19 protein-coding genes are annotated in these 17,996 nt (G+C 70.1%); 7 read left to right on the forward strand and 12 right to left on the reverse strand.

Annotated elements, in window-relative coordinates:
* Nucleotides 1-64 precede the first annotated feature (64 nt).
* The 3 genes from IM777_RS00965 to IM777_RS00975 all read right to left on the reverse strand — a co-directional run bounded on the left by IM777_RS00965 (nt 65) and on the right by IM777_RS00975 (nt 2,316).
* Nucleotides 65-1,294: an MFS transporter gene (locus tag IM777_RS00965; RefSeq protein WP_194384276.1), complete on the reverse strand. Its 1,230-nt coding sequence runs from the start codon at nt 1,292-1,294 to the stop codon at nt 65-67.
* Between the two features lie 91 nt (nt 1,295-1,385).
* Nucleotides 1,386-1,733 carry a TraR/DksA family transcriptional regulator gene (locus IM777_RS00970; protein ID WP_194384277.1) on the reverse strand — a complete coding sequence of 116 codons (348 nt, stop codon included), beginning with the start codon at nt 1,731-1,733 and terminating at the stop codon, nt 1,386-1,388.
* Between the two features lie 76 nt (nt 1,734-1,809).
* Nucleotides 1,810-2,316 carry a MarR family winged helix-turn-helix transcriptional regulator gene (locus IM777_RS00975; RefSeq protein ID WP_194384278.1) on the reverse strand — a complete coding sequence of 169 codons (507 nt, stop codon included), beginning with the start codon at nt 2,314-2,316 and terminating at the stop codon, nt 1,810-1,812.
* A gap of 110 nt (nt 2,317-2,426) precedes the next feature.
* Here IM777_RS00975 and IM777_RS00980 point away from each other — a divergent pair, with 110 nt between their 5' ends.
* The 4 genes from IM777_RS00980 (at nt 2,427) to IM777_RS00995 (ending at nt 5,301) form a co-directional block, all read left to right on the forward strand.
* Nucleotides 2,427-3,218, forward strand: a complete 792-nt coding sequence (locus IM777_RS00980) for an SDR family NAD(P)-dependent oxidoreductase (RefSeq protein ID WP_194384279.1) — start codon at nt 2,427-2,429, stop codon at nt 3,216-3,218.
* 125 nt (nt 3,219-3,343) lie between these two features.
* Entirely contained in the window at nt 3,344-4,183 is an 840-nt protein-coding gene (locus IM777_RS00985; RefSeq protein ID WP_194384280.1) for an alpha/beta fold hydrolase, read from the forward strand.
* Nucleotides 4,184-4,246: 63 nt separating this feature from the next.
* On the forward strand, nt 4,247-4,837 hold the full coding sequence (locus IM777_RS00990; protein WP_194384281.1) for a sigma-70 family RNA polymerase sigma factor: 591 nt from the start codon (nt 4,247-4,249) through the stop codon (nt 4,835-4,837).
* A gap of 47 nt (nt 4,838-4,884) precedes the next feature.
* A complete protein-coding gene (locus tag IM777_RS00995; protein WP_228480889.1) occupies nt 4,885-5,301 on the forward strand; it encodes a hypothetical protein in 417 nt (138 codons plus the stop codon).
* A gap of 115 nt (nt 5,302-5,416) precedes the next feature.
* On the opposite strand, the gene add is transcribed toward IM777_RS00995, so the two are convergent.
* Nucleotides 5,417-6,451, reverse strand: coding sequence for an adenosine deaminase (gene add / locus IM777_RS01000; RefSeq protein WP_194384282.1), 1,035 nt, complete (start codon nt 6,449-6,451; stop codon nt 5,417-5,419).
* A gap of 115 nt (nt 6,452-6,566) precedes the next feature.
* Here add and IM777_RS01005 point away from each other — a divergent pair, with 115 nt between their 5' ends.
* Nucleotides 6,567-7,394: an alpha/beta fold hydrolase gene (locus IM777_RS01005; protein ID WP_194384283.1), complete on the forward strand. Its 828-nt coding sequence runs from the start codon at nt 6,567-6,569 to the stop codon at nt 7,392-7,394.
* 18 nt (nt 7,395-7,412) lie between these two features.
* Here IM777_RS01005 and IM777_RS01010 read toward each other — a convergent pair whose 3' ends face one another.
* The 6 genes from IM777_RS01010 to IM777_RS01035 all read right to left on the reverse strand — a co-directional run bounded on the left by IM777_RS01010 (nt 7,413) and on the right by IM777_RS01035 (nt 14,264).
* Complete coding sequence (locus IM777_RS01010; protein WP_194384284.1) at nt 7,413-8,975, reverse strand: GMC family oxidoreductase; 1,563 nt, start codon at nt 8,973-8,975, stop codon at nt 7,413-7,415.
* 325 nt (nt 8,976-9,300) lie between these two features.
* Nucleotides 9,301-9,915: a thiamine pyrophosphate-dependent enzyme gene (locus IM777_RS01015; RefSeq protein WP_194384285.1), complete on the reverse strand. Its 615-nt coding sequence runs from the start codon at nt 9,913-9,915 to the stop codon at nt 9,301-9,303.
* Nucleotides 9,912-10,412 (reverse strand): thiamine pyrophosphate-binding protein, encoded by a 501-nt coding sequence (locus IM777_RS01020; RefSeq protein WP_194384286.1) that lies wholly within the window; start codon nt 10,410-10,412, stop codon nt 9,912-9,914. Before IM777_RS01020 ends, IM777_RS01015 begins: the two co-directional genes overlap by 4 nt.
* Before the next feature lie 312 nt (nt 10,413-10,724).
* Entirely contained in the window at nt 10,725-12,113 is a 1,389-nt protein-coding gene (locus IM777_RS01025; RefSeq protein ID WP_194384287.1) for an NtaA/DmoA family FMN-dependent monooxygenase, read from the reverse strand.
* A 2-nt stretch (nt 12,114-12,115) separates the two neighbouring features.
* Entirely contained in the window at nt 12,116-13,615 is a 1,500-nt protein-coding gene (locus IM777_RS01030; RefSeq protein ID WP_194384288.1) for an aldehyde dehydrogenase family protein, read from the reverse strand.
* A 109-nt stretch (nt 13,616-13,724) separates the two neighbouring features.
* The gene (locus IM777_RS01035) at nt 13,725-14,264 is read right to left on the reverse strand and encodes a YaeQ family protein (protein ID WP_194384289.1); all 540 of its coding nucleotides are present in this window, start codon (nt 14,262-14,264) and stop codon (nt 13,725-13,727) included.
* 81 nt (nt 14,265-14,345) lie between these two features.
* Here IM777_RS01035 and IM777_RS01040 point away from each other — a divergent pair, with 81 nt between their 5' ends.
* Both IM777_RS01040 and IM777_RS01045 read left to right on the forward strand, forming a co-directional pair.
* Nucleotides 14,346-14,954 (forward strand): SRPBCC family protein, encoded by a 609-nt coding sequence (locus tag IM777_RS01040; protein WP_194384290.1) that lies wholly within the window; start codon nt 14,346-14,348, stop codon nt 14,952-14,954.
* Nucleotides 14,951-15,631, forward strand: coding sequence for a DUF4166 domain-containing protein (locus IM777_RS01045; protein ID WP_228480890.1), 681 nt, complete (start codon nt 14,951-14,953; stop codon nt 15,629-15,631). The genes IM777_RS01040 and IM777_RS01045 overlap by 4 nt, the downstream gene beginning before the upstream one ends.
* 50 nt (nt 15,632-15,681) lie before the next feature.
* On the opposite strand, the gene IM777_RS01050 is transcribed toward IM777_RS01045, so the two are convergent.
* Nucleotides 15,682-16,533, reverse strand: coding sequence for a nitroreductase family protein (locus IM777_RS01050; RefSeq protein ID WP_194384291.1), 852 nt, complete (start codon nt 16,531-16,533; stop codon nt 15,682-15,684).
* A gap of 42 nt (nt 16,534-16,575) precedes the next feature.
* Entirely contained in the window at nt 16,576-17,943 is a 1,368-nt protein-coding gene (locus IM777_RS01055; RefSeq protein WP_194384292.1) for an amidohydrolase family protein, read from the reverse strand.
* Between the last annotated feature and the right edge of the window lie 53 nt (nt 17,944-17,996).

Genomic DNA, 17,996 nt, shown 5'->3' on the forward strand with positions numbered 1-17,996 from the left:
ACGACGGGACGAGAAGTCGCCGTGCGTGCCCGGAGCGCCGGCCGGAGGTGCGGCGCAGTGCGGGTCAGCGGCGGGGGCGAATGAGGATGCCGACGACGGCGCCGAGCAGCGCGAGAACGCCAGCGGCGGTTGCGACCAGAGCGAAAGCCGCGGCGGGACCGCCGCCGGCTGCCAGCGCGCCTCCGGCCGAGGTGCCGATCGCGACGCCCAGCACGACGCCGCTGCCGGTCAGGGTCATGAGGATGCCGGCCCGGCCGGGCTGCGCGATGGACCCCGCGACACTGAACATCGTCAGCAGTGCCGGCCCCTGGAAGGCTCCGGCGAGCACGGCCCACACCAGCAGGACGACCACGTTCGGCGCGAGCATCATGCCGACCGCGCCGAGAGCCATCCCGGCTCCGGCGAGCACCCACCGCGTCGCGAGCCCGATGCGGTCGGGCACCGCGACCATGGCGACCGTCGTCACCGCGGAGCCGACCGCCATGACGGCGTACAGCAGGCTTCCCGAGTCGCCGAGCCCGTTCGTGAGGGCGAAGGAGGTCAGCCCGGCCTGGCTCGCGCCGAAGAACGTCCCCATCGCGAGCATGCCGCCGAGCACGACGGCGCCGAGGGAACGTCGCATCCAGGCGGGCAGTGGCACGCGCGTCGTCTCGGGAGCGTCGGCCGGCGCCGCATCCGGTCGACGCAGGGCGAAGCGAGCGGTGGGGTGCAGAGCGAACTGCGTCACGAACACCGCGATCAGCCCAGCCGCGGACAGCAGCGCGATCTCCGGGGAGACGGTCACGGCGAGGATGCCGACCACAGCGGGGCCGATGATGTAGACGACCTCGTCGGTGACGCCCTCGAACGCGAAGGCCGCCGAGAGGTCGTCGCCACTCATCGCCATCCAGCGCACCCGCGAGAGCGGTCCGACCTGGGGCAACGAGAGGCCGGTCGCTCCGGCCAGGGCGACGATCACGAGGTCGGGCGCGTCGGCGATGGTCGCGACCAGGGCGACCGCGAATGCGACGTTGAGCACGACGCCGGTCAGGAGCACGGGGCGCTGTCCGAAGCGGTCGCTCAGCGCGCCGCCGGTCGGAGCACCGATCGCCTCGCCCACCGCGGCGGCCGCGGCGGCTGCTCCCGCGAGCGCGATCGAGCCGGTGGATGCGCTGACGAGTGTGAGGATCGCCAGCGGCATCATCGACAGCGGCAGGCGTCCGAGGGAGGTCGCGATGAGGTAGCCCCACCCCGCGCGGGCGGGAAGTGTGCGGTAGGCCGCGAGCGCGGATCGGGCAGAGGTGTCTGCAGACATGACGGGTCGCTCTCTGATGCCTCCCCCGGCCCGGAGGACATCGGTCGCCCACTGCTTTTCTGCTCTTCGGGGTGATCCTATCGGAGGAAGGTCACAGGCCGGATGCGGTCGCGCACGCGACGCACTGCGTGGCGTTCGGGCGGGCCTCGAGCCGTGCGGCGGGAATCGCGCGGCCGCACGTCTTGCACGTGCCGTAGGCGCCGGATGCGCTGCGCGCCAGTGCCGCATCGATCTCGTCGAGTTCGCGCTCGGCAGCCGCGCGCAGTCCCTCCAGGCGCGACCACTCCGCCGAGAGCGTCACGCCCTCGGGGTCGTGTTCATCGTCGGCGGATTCCGCCCCGCGGTCGGTGCGCAGCCGGTCGATGTCTGCTCGAACGCGCGCGAGTCGTCGCATGGCGTCGTCGCGCTGTGCGTTCAGGCGTTCCTCGGGACCGCTCATTCTGCGTCAGTCTACGTCTGGGCACCGATCGCGGCACGCGCTGCGACCGCCGCCTCGCGGCGAGGTGGCGGTGCGGTCAGTCCGTGGATGCGTCTCGCCCGTGCGGCGGCGTCCACGCGCCGGGTCCGATGCCTTCGGCGATCCGCGTGGAGATCTCGCGCAGCTGCTGGGCCTGTGCCGACGTCAGGCGATCGAGCACGAGTCGGCGCACGAGCTCCTGGTGGCCGGGCGTCGTCTCGCCGACCTTTCCGAGGCCGGCGTCGGTCAGGATCGCGAGAGTGAATCGCCCATCGCTCGGGTCGGGTGTGCGGCGCATCCACCCCCTCGCCTCCAACCTGGTCGCCGCGCGTGACAAGCGCGAGAGGGAGCTGTTCGCGTACGTGGAGAGAGTGCTCATCCGCAGCGTCGCGTCGGGGGCGTGGGCCAGGGCGTAGAGCACCCCGAACTCGAAGTGCGTGAGCTGGGCATCGCGCTGCAGCTGCGCATCGAGGGCCGCCGGCAGCCACTCCAGCACGGTCGCGAGCGACGCCCAGGTCGCCAGCTCGTCATCGGTGAGGGGTGCGGATGCGTCGGGCGGCGTCACGCCGGCAGTCTATCGTCGCGACGGAATTCACTTGCTCAGGAAACTCAGATCGCCTATGGTCACGTGACGAGGAAAGTCATGCGCGCCGGATGGTGCGAGGAAGGATCACCGTGGAACAGGAACTGGCCGGCAAGACGGCGTTCGTGAGCGGGTCGACGCAGGGGATCGGCTACGCCATCGCGGCCGCCCTCCTGCGCCAGGGGGCATCGGTGGTGATCAATGGACGCACCGAGGCGCGGGTGGCCGCGGCGGTGGCGTCGCTGCGTGCCGAGATCCCGGCAGGCGACGTCGACGGGATCGCCGCCGACGTCGCCCGCGCCGACGAGCTCGGGCGCCTGACGGGAATCATCGACGGCGTCGACATCCTCGTGAACAACGTCGGCGTCTTCGAGCTGAAGGCGTTCGCCGACATCTCCGACGACGAGTGGCAGCGATACCTCGACGTGAACCTGCTGAGCGGCGTGCGGCTGGCACGACACGCGCTGGCGCCGATGCTCGCGCGAGGATGGGGTCGCATCCTCTTCGTCGCCAGCGAGTCCGGGGTCGACGTGCCCGCCGACATGATCCACTACGGCGTCACGAAGGCGGCCACGATCGCGCTCGGCAACGGTCTGGCAAAGCTCACGCGTGGCACGAGCGTGACGGTGAACACCATCCTCGGCGGACCGACCTACTCCGACGGTGTCGCCGAGACCGTCGCGCAGATCGCCGCGTCGCAGGGCATGCCCGTCGACGACCTGAAGGCCGCGATCGCGGCCGGGAATCGCACGTCGCTCCTGCAGCGATTCATCGAGCCGGACGAGATCGCGCACCTGGCCGCATACCTCGCGAGTCCGCGTTCGTCCGCGACGAACGGCGCCGCTCTGCGCGCCGACGGCGGCACGCTGACGACGATGCTCTGATCCGGGAATCAGCGCGCGACGTCGCGCCGGCCCGTCGAGCCGGCCGGCGCACACGCGTGCGGTCGGCGACGAGTGACGCGGACCCCCCGCTTGCGCGGTTCGCCGCGCCGGAGGATGCTCGCCGCATGGAGCCTCGTCGTCTGCTCGTCGACGTCGGCCGCGGGTGCGTCGACGTCGATGTGGTCGGGTCGGGCGAGCCGGTCGCCGTCACCCAGACAGCGCTCGATGTCGACGAGATGTCGCACGTTGCGAACAGCATCGCCCGCTCGGGCACTTTCCGCGTCATCCATGTGCGGCGTCGCGGGTACGGTGCGAGCAGTGCCCCGCATGCGCCGGGGTCGATCTCCGCGGATGCCGCCGATGTCGCCGCCGTCATCCGTGCGCTCGACGCGAAGCCGACGCATGTGGTCGGCGCGAGCTACAGTGCGGCGGTCGCGCTGACGCTCGCGACGATGGCGCCGGAGCTGGTGCGCACGGTTTCCGTCATCGAACCACCGCCGTCTGATGACGACGACTTCCGACGGCTCAACGACGCGCTCCTGAAGCGATGGCAGGAGTCGGGGACCGAGGCGGCCCTCGAACACTTCGCTGCGCTGCTGAGCGGCGCGCCCGGTCGTGATCAGACCCGTGTCGCCTCACCGCCGGCGGCTCCCTCGGCGCGCCACGCGGAGACCTTCTTCTCGACCGATCTTCCCGCTCTCGCGGCATGGCGATTCGGTCCGCGTGAGGCCGCGTCCGTGTCGGCGCCTGCACTCGTGGTCGGGGGCTCGGAGTCCGCCGCGATGTTCGCCGGGATGCGCGCACGGCTTGCGCGGGCCCTCCCGACGATCGAGGAGGTCGTCATCCCCGGTGCCGGTCACGATCTCGCCGCGACACACGCAGGGGAGCTGACCGCGGCCGTCGTGATGCACATGTCCGCACATCCGATCGGTGACCATGCATCCCCATCCGAGACGCATCCATAGCGGGTGGCGGGCGCGGTGGCAACCCTGGGGTTCGCTTCCGTCGCCCTGACGGAGGATGCTCACATGGCGGAACCATTCGGCGCGGCACCATCGCAGGCGGATCTCGATGATCTTCTGGCGGCGGTCGCGAACGGGGATGCCGGTGCTTTCGCAGACCTGTACGCGCAGATCTCGCCGGCCGCTTTCGGCCTCGCCATCCGGGTCATCGGGGACCGGCATCTGGCCGAGGAGGTGCTGCAGGAGGTTTTCCTGCACATCTGGCGGAACGCCTCGACGTTCGACGCCGATCGCGGGGCGGCGAAGGGGTGGATCCTCATGCTGACGCACCGTCGTTCGGTCGATCGGGTGCGCGCGGTGCAGTCCGCCCGCGAGCGCGACATCGCGGATGCGGCGCGCGTCGCCGCGACGCCCGGCGGCGACACCGCGACCGAGGCCGAGCTGCGCATCGACGGCGCTCGCCTGCGGCAGCAACTCTCGGGTCTCACCGCAGCGCAACGCCGGGTGATCGAGCTGTCGTACTTCGGCGGTCACACCCACGCGGAGATCGCCGAGCTGATCGGCTGCCCCCTGGGCACCGTGAAGTCCCGCATCCGCGACGCGTTGCCCCGGCTCCGGCGACACCACAGCGTGCCCGCTGAACCTGTGGTGGCCTGACGTGCAACCGGGTTGAGCGCTCGACGCACGTCGGGTTCAGTGGACACATGGTGACATCCGAAGTGAGACGTTTCGCGATCGACGCCGTCACGGCGCTGCGCATCGTGCGCGACGATCCCGAGATCGGCGCACGGCATCCCCTCGTCGGGCCGTCGGTGCTGCGCAGTCATGTGCTGTCGATGCTCTATCAGGAGACGCGAGAGGGTGTTCTGGATGAGGCGGACGCCCGAGCTCAGCTGGACACGCTCGCGGGGCTGAAGATCCGGCTGCTCGGCGATCGTGTCTCACGGGCGACCGCCTTCACGCTCGCACACCGGCTCGACTGGCCTGACACGGCGTCGGCGGAGTACCTCGCCGTCGCCTCGCTGCAGGCCGACGTCCTGGTCGCCGGCGACGGCCGCATCGCCGCGGCCGCGGCGGACATCGTGCCCTTGGCCGACTACGACGAGCTCCACCAGGACTGAGCCACCCGCGGCTTTCCGAGGCGCGGATGGTGAGGAGATCCGGCCTCAGGAGGTCCCCTGCGACGTTACCGTCCTCGGGACGGTGTACCTCCTCCGCAAGCGGCGGATGTCGCGGTCAGCGCAACGCGGAGAGGGCGAGGACGGCGGCGTCGACGTCGGCGAGCATGCGCGCCTTCTGATCGTCGTCGCACCAGGCTGCCTCGAAGCCGGCGCGCGCGATGCGCGCGGCATCCGCATCGTCGAGACCCATCGCCGGCAGGGCGTGGGTGTACTCCCGGCCGATGTCGGTCTTGAAGAAGACGGCGTCGTCGGTGGCGAGTGTGACGGGCAGGCCCGCACGGACCATCTGCGCGATGCGGTGCTCGGGGGAGAAGTCCCAGTGCGAGAGCATGTGCGTCGAGTGCGGCGTGCACGTGAAGGGCACTCCGGATGCGGCGGCACGCGCGAGCGCATCGGCGTCGTCGACGACGCGGTAGCCGTGGTCGACCCGGTCGACCTCGAGCGTCTCGATCGCGTCGATCACGTTCCACGGTGAGGCGGTCATGGTCTCGCCGGCGTGCGCGGTGCGTTTGAGGCCGTGGCGGCCTGCCAGGTCGTACGCCTCGCGGAACCGCAGCGGATCCTCGGTGAGTTCGGGCGTGAGGTCGTCCTGCCCGATGCCGACGACCTGCTCGCGAGGGTGCGCCAGCACCGTCTCCACCATTGCGGTTGCCGCTGCCGCGGGGAGGGACCGATTGATGGCGGCGACGATGCGGAACCCGACGCCGAAGTCGCGCTCGGCCTGCGTGAGGCCGTCGGTGATCGCGTCGATGAGGCTCGGATAGTCGATCCCGCGGGGTGCGAAGTTGTCGGGGTTGATGAAGTACTCGCGGTAGCGGAGGTTGCCGTCGCGCACCGCATCCTCGACCCCCTCATAGGCGACGCGCGCGATCTCGTCGCCGGTGGTGAGCGCCAGGTGCGCGGCGTTGAAGACGTCGAGGAAGTCGGGCAGGCCCTCGTACTCCAGCAGCGCGTCGAGGTCGTCCGTCTTCAGCGCCACGTCGTGCTTCGCCGCGAGTTCGATGAGGGTCGGTACGCGCATGACCGACACGAAGTGGCAGTGCAGCTCGGCCTTCGGGAGCAGGCGCAGGAAGTCGGTGGTGGAGAGCATGGTGATCCTTCGGGTGCGGACTTCCTGTCTATCCCACCGAGATTTCGGATGCGTGACGCTCGCCGCTGACCGCTGCTGCGCCGGTGTCGGACGACCCTGCGAGGATGGGGGCACGATGACACCTCTCGCGCACTCCTTCTCCTGGCGCGGCCGCACCGTGGCGTGGGATCGCTTCGGCGATGGGCCCCCTCTCGTGATGCTTCACGGCACGCCATGGTCGTCGGAGCTGTGGCGCCCGATCGCTCGGGTGCTGGCCCGCACGCACACCGTGTATCTCTGGGACATGCCTGGCTACGGGCAGTCGTCGATGCACCGCGATCATCCCGTCGACATTGGCGTGCAGGCAGAGCTCTTCGCAGAGCTCCTGGAGCACTGGGGTCTTGACCGGCCGCGCGTGATCGCCCATGACATCGGTGGCGCGGTCGCGTTGCGTGCGAGGCTGTGTCACGGCACTCGCTACGCGGCGATCGCCCTTGTGGACGTCGTCGCCCTTGCGCCATGGGGTTCGCCCTTCTTCCGTCTCGTTCGCGATCAGGAAGCGGTATTCGCGCAGATCCCGCCCGCGATTCATCGCGGAATGGTCGAGGCCTATATTCGTGGAGCGAGTCACCGTGGTTTGCGGCCGGACGATCTCGCCATGCTCGTGGAACCGTGGACGACGAAGGTGGGCCAGGCTGCTTTCGTACGCCAGATCGCCGAGGCTTCCGAGCGTTTCACCGACGACATCGAATCCCGATACCGCCAGATCAACGAGCCGGTTCACATCTTCTGGGGCACCGAGGACACGTGGATCCCGGTTGATCGCGCCCACCGGCTCCTGGAAACCTTTCCGCATTCTGCCCTCACCCTCATCGAGGGTGCGGGACACCTCGTGCAGCTGGATGCCCCGGCCGACCTTGCCGCGGAGCTCGTGCGGTGGGCCGCCGACGTCGCACCCTCCTGAGCGGGCGGGCACCGTCGGTCACGCCCGCAGCAGGTCGGCGGCGCGTTCGGCGATGGCGACGGTGGGCGCCTGCGTGTTCGCGGTGGGGATGACCGGCATGACGGAGGCATCCGCCACCCACAGGCCCTGCAGGCCTCGCACCGCGAGGGATGGATCGACGACGGCCATCTCGTCGGTGCCGATGCGCGCGGTGCCGGCGCAATGGAAGAACGAGCCGATGTTCTCGCGCACGAACCGCACGCGGTCCTCGCGCGCGGTCATCGACACCGGTGGCGTGATCGGTCCCTCGGCGAGGTCGGCGTAGGCCGAGGTGGCGACAAGATCCTGCACCGCATCCAGCGCCTCGACCATGGCGGCGAGGTCGGTCGGGTCGGCGAGGTAGTTCGGCTGGAAGTCGGCGGGAACCGTCGGATCGGCCGAGCGCGATCGCACCCAGCCCACGCTGCGCGAGCCGTACAATCCCGGCACGAGCGCGAAGACGCGGTTCCCCGACAGGTCGTGGCGGGCGTGGAGGGCGTCTTCGCCGCGGGAGCCGTGTGCGATGACGGTGTGCAGGTCGGGCCCCGCCTCGGCGTACGAGCTGCGCCAGTTGACCATCGCGCCGCCGCCGTTTCCGAGCACCTCGCCGAGATCGTGACGGGCGCGGAAGTTCACGCCGAGGATCAGCGGGTGGTCCTGGAAGTTCTCGCCGACGCCGGGCAGGTCGTGGCAGGGGCGGATGCCGGCCGCGCGCAGTCGCGCCGGATCGCCGATGCCCGAGCGCTGCAGCAGGCGGGGCGTGTCCAGCGCGCCGGCCGCGAGGACGACGCGGGATGCGCGGGTGGTGACGAGCGCCCCGTCGACCTCGTGACGGATGCCGGTGGCGACCGTGCCCTCGAGCACGACGTCGTGCACCGGGCTGTCCACGATCACGTGCAGGCCCGGCCGGTGGAGTGCGGGTTCGAGGTAGGCGCGGGCGGTGCTCCAGCGCTCGAACGACCCGTCGTCGCCTTCGACCGCGTTGTAGTCGGCGTACACGGCGCCCTCGTTCGAGGCCGCGTTCGCGTCGTCGATCACCGGGATCCCGCGCTCGCCGGCGGCATCCATCAGCGCGTGCGCGATCGGATGCACACGGGTGAGCGGACCGACCCGCACGGGGCCATCGAGCCCGCGGAGGGCAGGATCGCCGCCGGGCCGCGACTCGGAGCGGCGGAAGTACGGCAGGAGGTCGTCGTATCCCCATCCCGTCGCCCCGCCCGCGGCCCAGGCATCGTAGTCCGCGCGGGCGCCGCGGTACCAGAGCATCGCGTTGGTCGACGAGGAGCCGCCGAGCACGCGTCCGCGCGGCATCGCGATCGCGCGTCCGAGGACGTGCTCGGTGGGGGTGGAGGCGTAACCGTGGTCGTAGGGGCCGCCGATCATGGCGTCCCAGTGCGCGGCTTCGAGGATCTCGCGCACCCCGCTGTGGGAGGGGCCGGCCTCGACGAGCAGCACCGTCGCAGCCGGGTCTTCCGACAGGCGTGCGGCGAGCACGCATCCGGCCGCGCCGCCCCCCACGACGAGGAAGTCGTAAGAGGCGGCGGGCGTGGCGACGAACGGCATCAGGCCGCCGCCTTATCGGCGTGGCGCCGTGGCGTGTCCCACTTTCCGCTGCGTTGAGGGGGTGTTGAGCGCAGAAGTTGGGACATGCCGGCGGTGGAGGCGCTGACCGCGGTGGAGGCGCTGACCGCGGCGGAGGGGCTGACCGCGGCGGAGGGGTTGACTGCGGCGGAGGGGTCTTCCGCCTGGGGTGTGTCCCACTTTCTGCTGCTAAGAGGGGGTGTTGAGCGCAGAAGTTGGGACATGATCGCGGATGAAGGGCCGCCGATCGCGGATGAAGGGCCGCCGGTCGCGGAGGGGGGACCTTCAGAGGGACGGACGTGCAGCATCAGTTGTGCTCGCTCGGGCCCATGATCGTGATGCCCTCGGTCTCTTCGACGTGGCGGACGAAGATGTACTTGTCCTCGCGTCCGTCGGAGTGCTTGCGCTTGATGCCGGGCTCGAGGATGCCGTCGGTCTTCGCCACGACGATGTAGGGCTCGTCGGCGGCGAGTCCCGCGGCGCAGTGCTCGTCGAACTCCTCCAGCGTCTGCGCGGTGAAGGCCTTCTCGACCCCGGCGCCGCGGGCGATCGCGGCGAGGTCGACGCGTCCGCCGTTGGTGTGGGTGCGGGGGCCGCCGATGGACTGGTACTGCTCGTTGTCCCACACCACGATGAAGAGGTTCTCCGGCCGCTCGTTTCCGAGGGTCGCGAGGATGCCGAGGTTGAACAGCAGACCGCCGTCGGTGTCGAGCGACACGATCTGACGGTGGGGGAGACCTACGGACAGTCCGAACGCCTCGGCCGAGACGCATCCGAGCTGCTGCTGGAACAGGCTCGCCTCGCGCATGTGGGGCGCAGCGTTGTACCACTCGTCGACGGCGCCGCCGAGCGAGAGGATGACCAGCTCGTCCTGCAGGCGTGCGGCGAGCAGCTTCATGGCTTCGAAACGGGAGTAGCTCATCGGACCAGACCTCCTCCGAGCACGACGGCGGCGTGGTGGTACGAGGCGTACGCGTGTTCGTACGCGTTGACCACCGCCTGCTCGATCTCCTCGACTTCGCGCACGATCGTGTAGGGGGTGCGCAGGGTCTGCAACAGCGGCTCCATGGTGATTCCGTGGGGGATCGCCCACCAGTTGTTCTCGCCGAGCTCGCCGCGGTAGCTCATGATCATGACGACCGGGATGCCGGCGCCGAGGCCCAGGCGGGCGAGGTGCTCGGTCGCGGCGCGCAGGCCCGAATTCTCCATGACGAGCACGGCGCGCTTGCCCGAGAGGAACACGCCGCCGGCGATCGCCGCGCCCTCCCCCTCGTTCGTGACGGGGATGGTGCGGATGTCGGCGTCGGCGTCGAGCGCCGGATACAGCTCGTTCAGGAGCGAGTCGGGAAGGTAAGTGGCGACGCTGACCCCGGCGCGCTTGAGGCCCCGGATCACCGCCTCGACGGCTTCGGCTTTCATTCGGTCTCTTCTCTCTGGCGTTGCTCGTGGGGTGGGGACGCGGGTATCCCGCTCCGCTTCGCAGTCACGTTGTGCGGGTGCTGCGGCGGCACATCCGCAATTCGTGTCTGCGGAACGGGGGTGCAACCTGCTCCGCAGTCACGTTGTGCGCCCGTAGCGGGGAGGAATCCGCAGTTTGTGACTGCGGAGCAGGGGTCGTATGGGGACGGGGTCAAGGGGCGAAGGGAGTCGGGCGGAGCAGGGGTCGTATGGGGCGGGGGGATCGTGTGGGGTGGACGTCGTTCGAGGCGGCACGGGTCAGGCGGGCACGGGTCAGGCGGGAACGGGGGTGGATGCGGCGCTCGCCGTCAGCCGATGGGCGCGGTGGGTGGGCGAAAGCCGCGGGCGGCCGGTGAAGCGTTCGCGCAGCGTGGGCGCCGGGGCGCTCGCGCGTCCGCGGTCGACGAGGATCGGCAGGACAAGATCGATGAACGCTCGGTAGGAGTCGGGGCCGCCGAAGGTCGGCTCGAGCATGAGGCCGTCGATGCCGGATCCGTCGATGATCGCCTCGATCTCGTCGGCGACCTCCTCCGGGTTCCCGGTGATCTGGAACCCGCGGATGGCCTTCGTGCGGAACTGGTCCAGTACGCCGCGCACCCGCACATCCGGGTCGTTCTTGGCATAGCGGTCGACGAGGGTCTGCCCGTAGTCGGTGCGCAGATCGACCAGCCGGGTGTCGGGGTCGACGCCCGTGAGGTCGATGCCGGTGATCCCGGCGAACATGACCGCGGCGTCGTCGAGGCCGAGGAGGGCCTCGTACTCGGCGCGCAGAGCGTGTGCCTCTTCGGTGGTCGGGGCTACGGTCACCGTCATGCCGGTGACGACCTTGACCTCGGCGCCGTCGCGGCCGTGCGACTCGGCCTTCGCGCGGATGTCGGCGACGTGTGCGGCGGCGGAGGCGATCGACTGGCCCTGGATGAACACCGCTTCGGCGTTGCGCGCCGCATAGGCCCGGCCGCGGTCGGAGGTGCCGGCCTGGAAGAGTACGGGCGTGCGCTGCGGCGTGGGCGGCACGGCGAAGATGCCGTGCGAGCGCTGGTACTCGCCGTCGACCTCGACGCGGTGCAGCTTCTCCGGGTCGGCGTACAGGCGCCGCGCGCGGTCGCGCCGTTCGGCGTCGTCGTCCCAGCTGTGCTCCCAGAACCGCAGGCACGTGTCGAGGAAGTCATCGGCGGCGTCGTAGCGCTGGTCGTGGGTGAGCTTCCGGGTGACGCCGAACAGCTCGTCGGTGGTGGCCTGCGAGCTGCCGGTGACGATGTTCCAGCCGATGCGACCGCCCGTGAACCGGTCGAGCGTGGCGAACCGGCGCGCGGTGGCGTAGGGCTTCTCGACCGTCGTGGGCGAGGTGACGACGAACCCGAGGTTCTCGGTCGCCCGGGCGAGCGCCGGGATGGCGAGCATGGGGTCGAGGGCGGGGAATTGGATGCCGTGGGCGGCGACCTCGTGCGGCATCCGCCCCTTGAGGGTGGCGTAGCCGTAGGTGTCGGCGAAGAATAGGAAGTCGAATCCCGCCTCGTCGAGCATGGTCGCCAGGTCGACCCAGTAGTCGAGTCGATCCCAGTCGTCGCCGCGGCCGCGAGGGTCGGTCCAGGTGGGCATGCCGTTGCTGGGGTTCATCATCTCGAACGCACCCAGCAGGATGGGCTTGGTCCTGTCGCTCATCGTCAGATCACCATCGCCACGGTCTTGGTCTCCAGGTAGTTCTCCAGCCCCTGCGGGCCGTTCTCGGTGCCCCAGCCGGACTCCTTGTGGCCGCCCTTGGGGAGCTCGGGTCCGAGGAACGAGTGGCAGTTGACCCACACGGTGCCGGCCTCGAGCTGGGCGGCGACGCGGTGGCCGTTGCTGAGACCCTCGGTCCACACGCTCGCGGCGAGGCCGTAGCGCGAGTCGTTCGCCCACGCGACGACCTCGTCGACCTCGTCGAACGGGGTGACCACGGCGACGGGCCCGAAGATCTCCTCGCGCATGAGCGGCATGTCGGCGCGAACGTCGGTGAGCACGGTGGGGGTGAAGAAGGTGCCGTCGCGCTTGCCGCCCGTGACGACGCGCGCCCCGTCGGCGGCACCGGCGTCGACGAGGGAGGCGACGCGCTCGGCCTGCGGGGTGCTCACGAGCGGGCCGAGGTCGGCTTCGGGGTCGAGTCCGTGGCCGAGGCGCAGCTTCTCGCCGGCAGCGGCCATCCCCTCGACGACCCGGTCGTAGACGTCACGGTGCGCATAGACGCGCGCGCTCGCGACGCACACCTGGCCGCCGTTGTCGAAGATGCCGCGGGAGACGCCGTCGATCGCGGCGTCGATGTCGGCGTCGGGCAGGATCAGCGACGGCGACTTGCCGCCGAGCTCGAGAGTGAGGCGAGTGAGATCGGTGGATGCGGTCTGCACGAGCCGCTTGCCGACGGCGGTGGATCCGGTGAAGGCGATCTTCGCCACATCCGGATGCTCGACGAGCGCCTGTCCGGCTTCGGCGCCGTAGCCGCTGACGATGTTGACGACGCCGTCGGGGACTCCGGCGCGCTGCAGGAGGCGACCCAGGAACGCGGCCGTGAGCGGGGTGTTCTCGGCGGGCTTGAGCACGATGGTGCAGCCGGCGGCCAGCGCCGGCGCGAGCTTCATCGCGGTCATGATCAGCGGCGAGTTCCACGGCACGATCGCCCCGACGACACCGACGGGTTCGCGACGCGTGTAGGCGAAGAGCTCCTTGCCGGCGGGCGTCCGCGAGACCGACGTGGGGATGGTCTGGCCGAAGATCTTCGTGGGCCAGCCGGCGTAGTAGCGGAACTGGTTGATGGCGGCGGGCACCTCGCCGAAGCGCGAGGTGCGCAGGTTCTTGCCCTGGTCGAGGGTTTCGAGTTCGGCCAGGTCGTCCAGGTGCTCCTGCATCAGGTCCGCGATGCGCCAGAGCATCGCGCCGCGATCGGCGGGGCTCATCCCGCGCCAGTCGGGGCGGTGCAGTGCGTCGCGTGCGGCGGCGACGGCCTGCGCGACGTCGGCGGCTTCGCCACGGGCGACGGATGCCAGCACCTGGCCCGTTGCCGGATCGAACGTGTCGAATGTCGCACCGGATGCCGCGGCCTGCCACGATCCGCCGATCAGCAGTCGGCCGGGGTCGTCGGCGAGGAATCGCGTGACGCCGTCGCGGAGCGTCGGTGCGGAGGGGGGAGTCATGCGGGCACCTCACGTCGGGAGCGGGGGATGCCCATGATGCTAGACAGCAATCATTGATTGCTTGTAGCTATCAGGTTTCGCGCGTGTTTCGCGGCGCGCGCCCGACGACTCAGGCGGCGGCCACGGAGTGGATGTCGGAGGAGAACGCCTGTCCGTTGAGCTCCAGATAGAGGTGTCGCTCGGTCACCGACAGGCTCATCGTCGTGCGACGCTCGATGTGCGCGGACGCGGCCTCGAGGAACCCGCGGTCGAAGCTGTGCACCAGGATGTCGGGCCCGCGATGGATGCGCTTGCCCTGCCAGCTGGTGACGAGCTTGGCCGGATCGCGGTGCGTGTAGACCGCGACGCGGCCGGCCTTCATGCTGCCCTCGTGCAGGCGCGCGGCCTCCGGAGCGCCTACTTCGATCCATCCCGTCAGCGAGCCGGTCGCATCCCGGATGACGACGGCCGGCTCGTCGGTGGCCGAGATCCCCTCAGTGAATGCGATGCCCTCGGCGAACTCCAGGCCGTAGGCGAGCACCCGGGTGAGCATGTAGACATCGGTCTCAGACGGATGCCGCGCCACCCGGAGCGAGAGATCCTCGTAGACCCCGCGATCCACGTCGGCCAGCGTCACGGTGAAGGTGTGGATCGTCGCGCCGGCAGCCATCCCGTCAGCCTATGCCGCGCCGAGGAAGAGCTCGCTGCCGTCGGAGCGGTACGTTCGAGGGTGCTGAGCGAGAGGGGCGCGATGACCGGGGGACGACCGCTGTACGTCGAGACGTTCATCCGCGCCGACGTCGAGCGGGTCTGGACCCTCACGCAGAGTCCGGAACTCCATCCTCTCTGGGACCTGCGGTTCAGCGCGATCCAGCCGATCGGAACGGATGACGCCGGGCGCACGCGGTTCCGATACGAACGCGCGCTGCCCTTCCACGTCATCCGCGGCGAGGGCGTCTCTCTCGGCGAGAAGGAACGCGCCGATGGCACACGCACCTCCGCGCTCGGATTCTCCACCGACGACCGCACCTCGCCGTTGCGCAGCGGACGCGGGTACTGGCGATACGTCCCCACCGACGGCGGTGTCCGTTTCATCACCGGCTACGACTACCGCCCTGGCTGGGGCCCTCTGCTGGATATCGTGATGCGCCCCGTCATCCTGTGGATGACGGCGTGGAGTTTCGACCGGCTGCGCATCTGGGCGGAGTCGGAAGAGACCCAGCCGCGATGGAGGCTGCGCTCGGCGCTCGCCCTCTGGCGAGCCGATCGGCCGCGAGCATCACGGTGTCGTACGACGCCACCGCCGAAGGGTGCCATGGCTGACGCGCCCGAGAACCTGCGGGAGGTGGCGATCTCGTGAGCGAGAAGGCGATCTTCCGATCAGCGCTCGGCGACGACTTCAACCGGTTGCATCCGATGATGCAGCGCCGGTTCGGTGTCTCCCTGGCCGACGGCTACGCGTGCGTCGGGCGCGGCACGATGACCCGCATCCGGCGCGGCCCGTGGTGGACCGTGCCGTTCCTGCTCATCGGCCGGCTCCGCCACATCCTCGTCGCCGACACCGGAACGGACGTGCCCTTCATCATCGAGAACTATCCGTACCGTGACCCGCTCGGTCGCGAGACGGTGACGTTCGTGCGCGAATATCGTGCGCGCACGAAACCCGCTCGATTCGACGCGACGATGGTGCTGGACTCCGATCGCGGCACGATCGTGGACTACCTCGGGACGCACCAGCACCTGGCCGTCGATCTGCACCTGGAGGTCGACGATCGTGGCGGTCTCATCCTGAGATCCGACGCGCAGCGGTTCTACGAGGGGCCGGTGGCGTTCCGCTTCCCGATGCTCTTCTCCGGGCGTGCGGAGCTACACGAGCACTACGACGACACGGTCGGCGCCTTTCACATCTCCCTGGAGGTGCGCAATCGCCTGTTCGGGTTCCTCTTCGGCTACGAGGGCTGGTTCACGTGCGAGTATCCCGCGGCGAGCGACGCACCCGACCGCCTCAAGCCCGTCCGTCACGAGCACCGGCTCTGACCGGCGCGACCAGGTGCGGGGCGATCTCGGCCTAGGGGCGGCCGTGTTCCCTACCTCGAAGGCAGGCCGCGCTGCTCCAGGGCGTCGCGCATTACGTGCCGACCGCGCAGACTCGCCTCGTCGCGCACGCGAGCGAGCACGGTCGGCGTCCACGGCCGCGCGCTGCCCTGGGAGGCGTAGTAGGCGGAGAGTGCGTCGTCGTAGGCGTCGATCGCTGAGTCCGCAGGCCTGGTGTAGGTCTCGCGGTGGCGCACGACGTCCTGCGGCAGGCGCGGCTTGACCCGGGCCGCGTCATCGGGATGCGGATGCCCGATGGCCATCCCCGCGACCGGGAACGCCCCGGCGGGCAACTGGAGCAGCTCGCTGAGGGCGATCGGGTTGTTCCGCACCGACCCGACGTAGGTGATGCCCAGACCCAGCGACTCGGCGGCGATCGCGGCGTTCTGCGCGGCGACACCCGCATCCACGAAGGACACCAGCGTGCTCTCGAGATAGTCGATGCCGGCATCGGGCTGATCGTGGTGCTTCGCGATCGCGCGGTTGCGCGCCCAGTCGGCGATGAACACGAGGAAGACCGGTGCCTGCCGGATGAACTCCTGGTCGCCGGCAAGTTCGGATGCCGCCGACTTGCGCTCGGGGTCGCGGATCTCGATGACCGACCACGACTGCATGTTCGAGCTCGTCGACGCCGACTGCGCCGCCGCGATGATCGCGGTGACCGCGTCGTCGGAGACGTCCTCCGACGTGAACTGCCGCACCGACCGATGGCGCAACTGCAGCGCGATGACATCGTTCACCGACTCGATCGTGTCGGGGGCGGCGTCGCCGTATCGTGCGCCGAGGCTTTCATCGATGGCGTCGGCGTCGGGGGTCGTCGAGGTCGTCGTCGCTGATTCGGTCATGTCAGGGACGACGATAACCCGCCGCCAGGTATTCCCTCGACGTCAGTGGAACAGGCCCTCGGGATCGCCATGGGCGTCGAGCCACTCCTGTCGGCGCTCGAACAGTCCCGGCACCAGAGTTCGCACGCGGGCGATGAGCTCGGCGACATCGGCCGTGACGAGCTCGCCGCCGCGCACCACGACCTCGCCGGCGACCATCGTCAGGTCGACGTCCGACCCGCGCACTGCGTGCACGAGGTTGTGGTGGATGTTGGCGTAGCCGCCGGAGGGGAGGAACGGTGTCATGCGGGGCGTGTCGGTGCGCACCGCGACGAGGTCCGCTTGGAAGCCGGGCGCGATTCGGCCGAGCCGGTCGCCCTGACCGATGGCTGCGGCACCGCCGTGGGTGGCCATGTGCATGACCTGCCACGAGTCCATCGCGGCGGCATCCATCGACCGCAGCTTGCCGAGGAGCGAGGCGACCTTCATCTCCTCGAACATGTCGAGGTTGTTGTTCTCCTTCTCGCCGTCGGTGCCGAGCCCGACGTTGACCCCGGCGGCGAGCATCTCGGCGACCGGCGCCATGCCGGAGGCGAGCTTCATGTTGGAGATCGGGTTGTGCGACACGCCGACGCCGCGCTCGGCGATCAGGTCGACCTCGGACTGATCGAGCCACACCGCGTGAGCGAGCATCGCGCGGGGAGTGTCGAAGAAGCCGTGCTTGTCGAGTGCGTGCATGGGCCGCATCCCGTATCGGCTGTCGAAGTCGGCCAGTTCGACCTCGGACTCGCTGCAGTGCGTGTAGATGCCGGTGTCGAAGTGGCGCGCCATGTCGATCGCGCGCTTCTGGCCGGCCTCATCGGCGTAGAACCAGTGCTCGAGCCCCACCCAGGGCATGATGCGGCCACCGGCGGCCCCGGTCCACTCGCGCAGCATTCGCTCGTTGTCGTCGAGGGTGTCGAAGTAGTCGAAGTCCGGATGCTCGCCGACGTAGTTCACGGTCACGACGCGGTTGCCGAGCGTCTGGGCGGCGCGGGCGGCGCCATCCATGTACCGCCACATGTCGACCACGGTCGTGGTGCCCGACAGGAGGCCCTCCGCGTAGCAGAGCCACGCGGCCGCCTCGGCCTCGTCGGGCCGCAGCACGCGGTGCATCGGGTCGATGTGCAGCCGCAGCCACTCCCACACCGGCAGGTGCTCGGCGGTGCCCCGCAGCATCCCGGAATGGTGGTGGGCGTTGACCAGGCCCGGCATGAGGACGCGGTCGGTGAGGTCGACCCGCTCGGCATGCGGATGCTGCGCCGCGAGGTCGGCGGCGGCACCGACGGCGGTGATCGTGTCGCCGGAGACCAGCACGGCCGTGTCGGTCAGGACGTCGAGCGAGTCGTTCATGGTCACGACGGCGTCGGGAACCAGCAGGGTGGAGGTCATGTGCGCGCTTTCACGAGGGAAGGGGCGGCGCGACTGCGCCGCCCCCGGGAGGA

The organism is Microbacterium luteum (assembly GCF_015277875.1).
Classification (GTDB): domain Bacteria; phylum Actinomycetota; class Actinomycetes; order Actinomycetales; family Microbacteriaceae; genus Microbacterium; species Microbacterium luteum.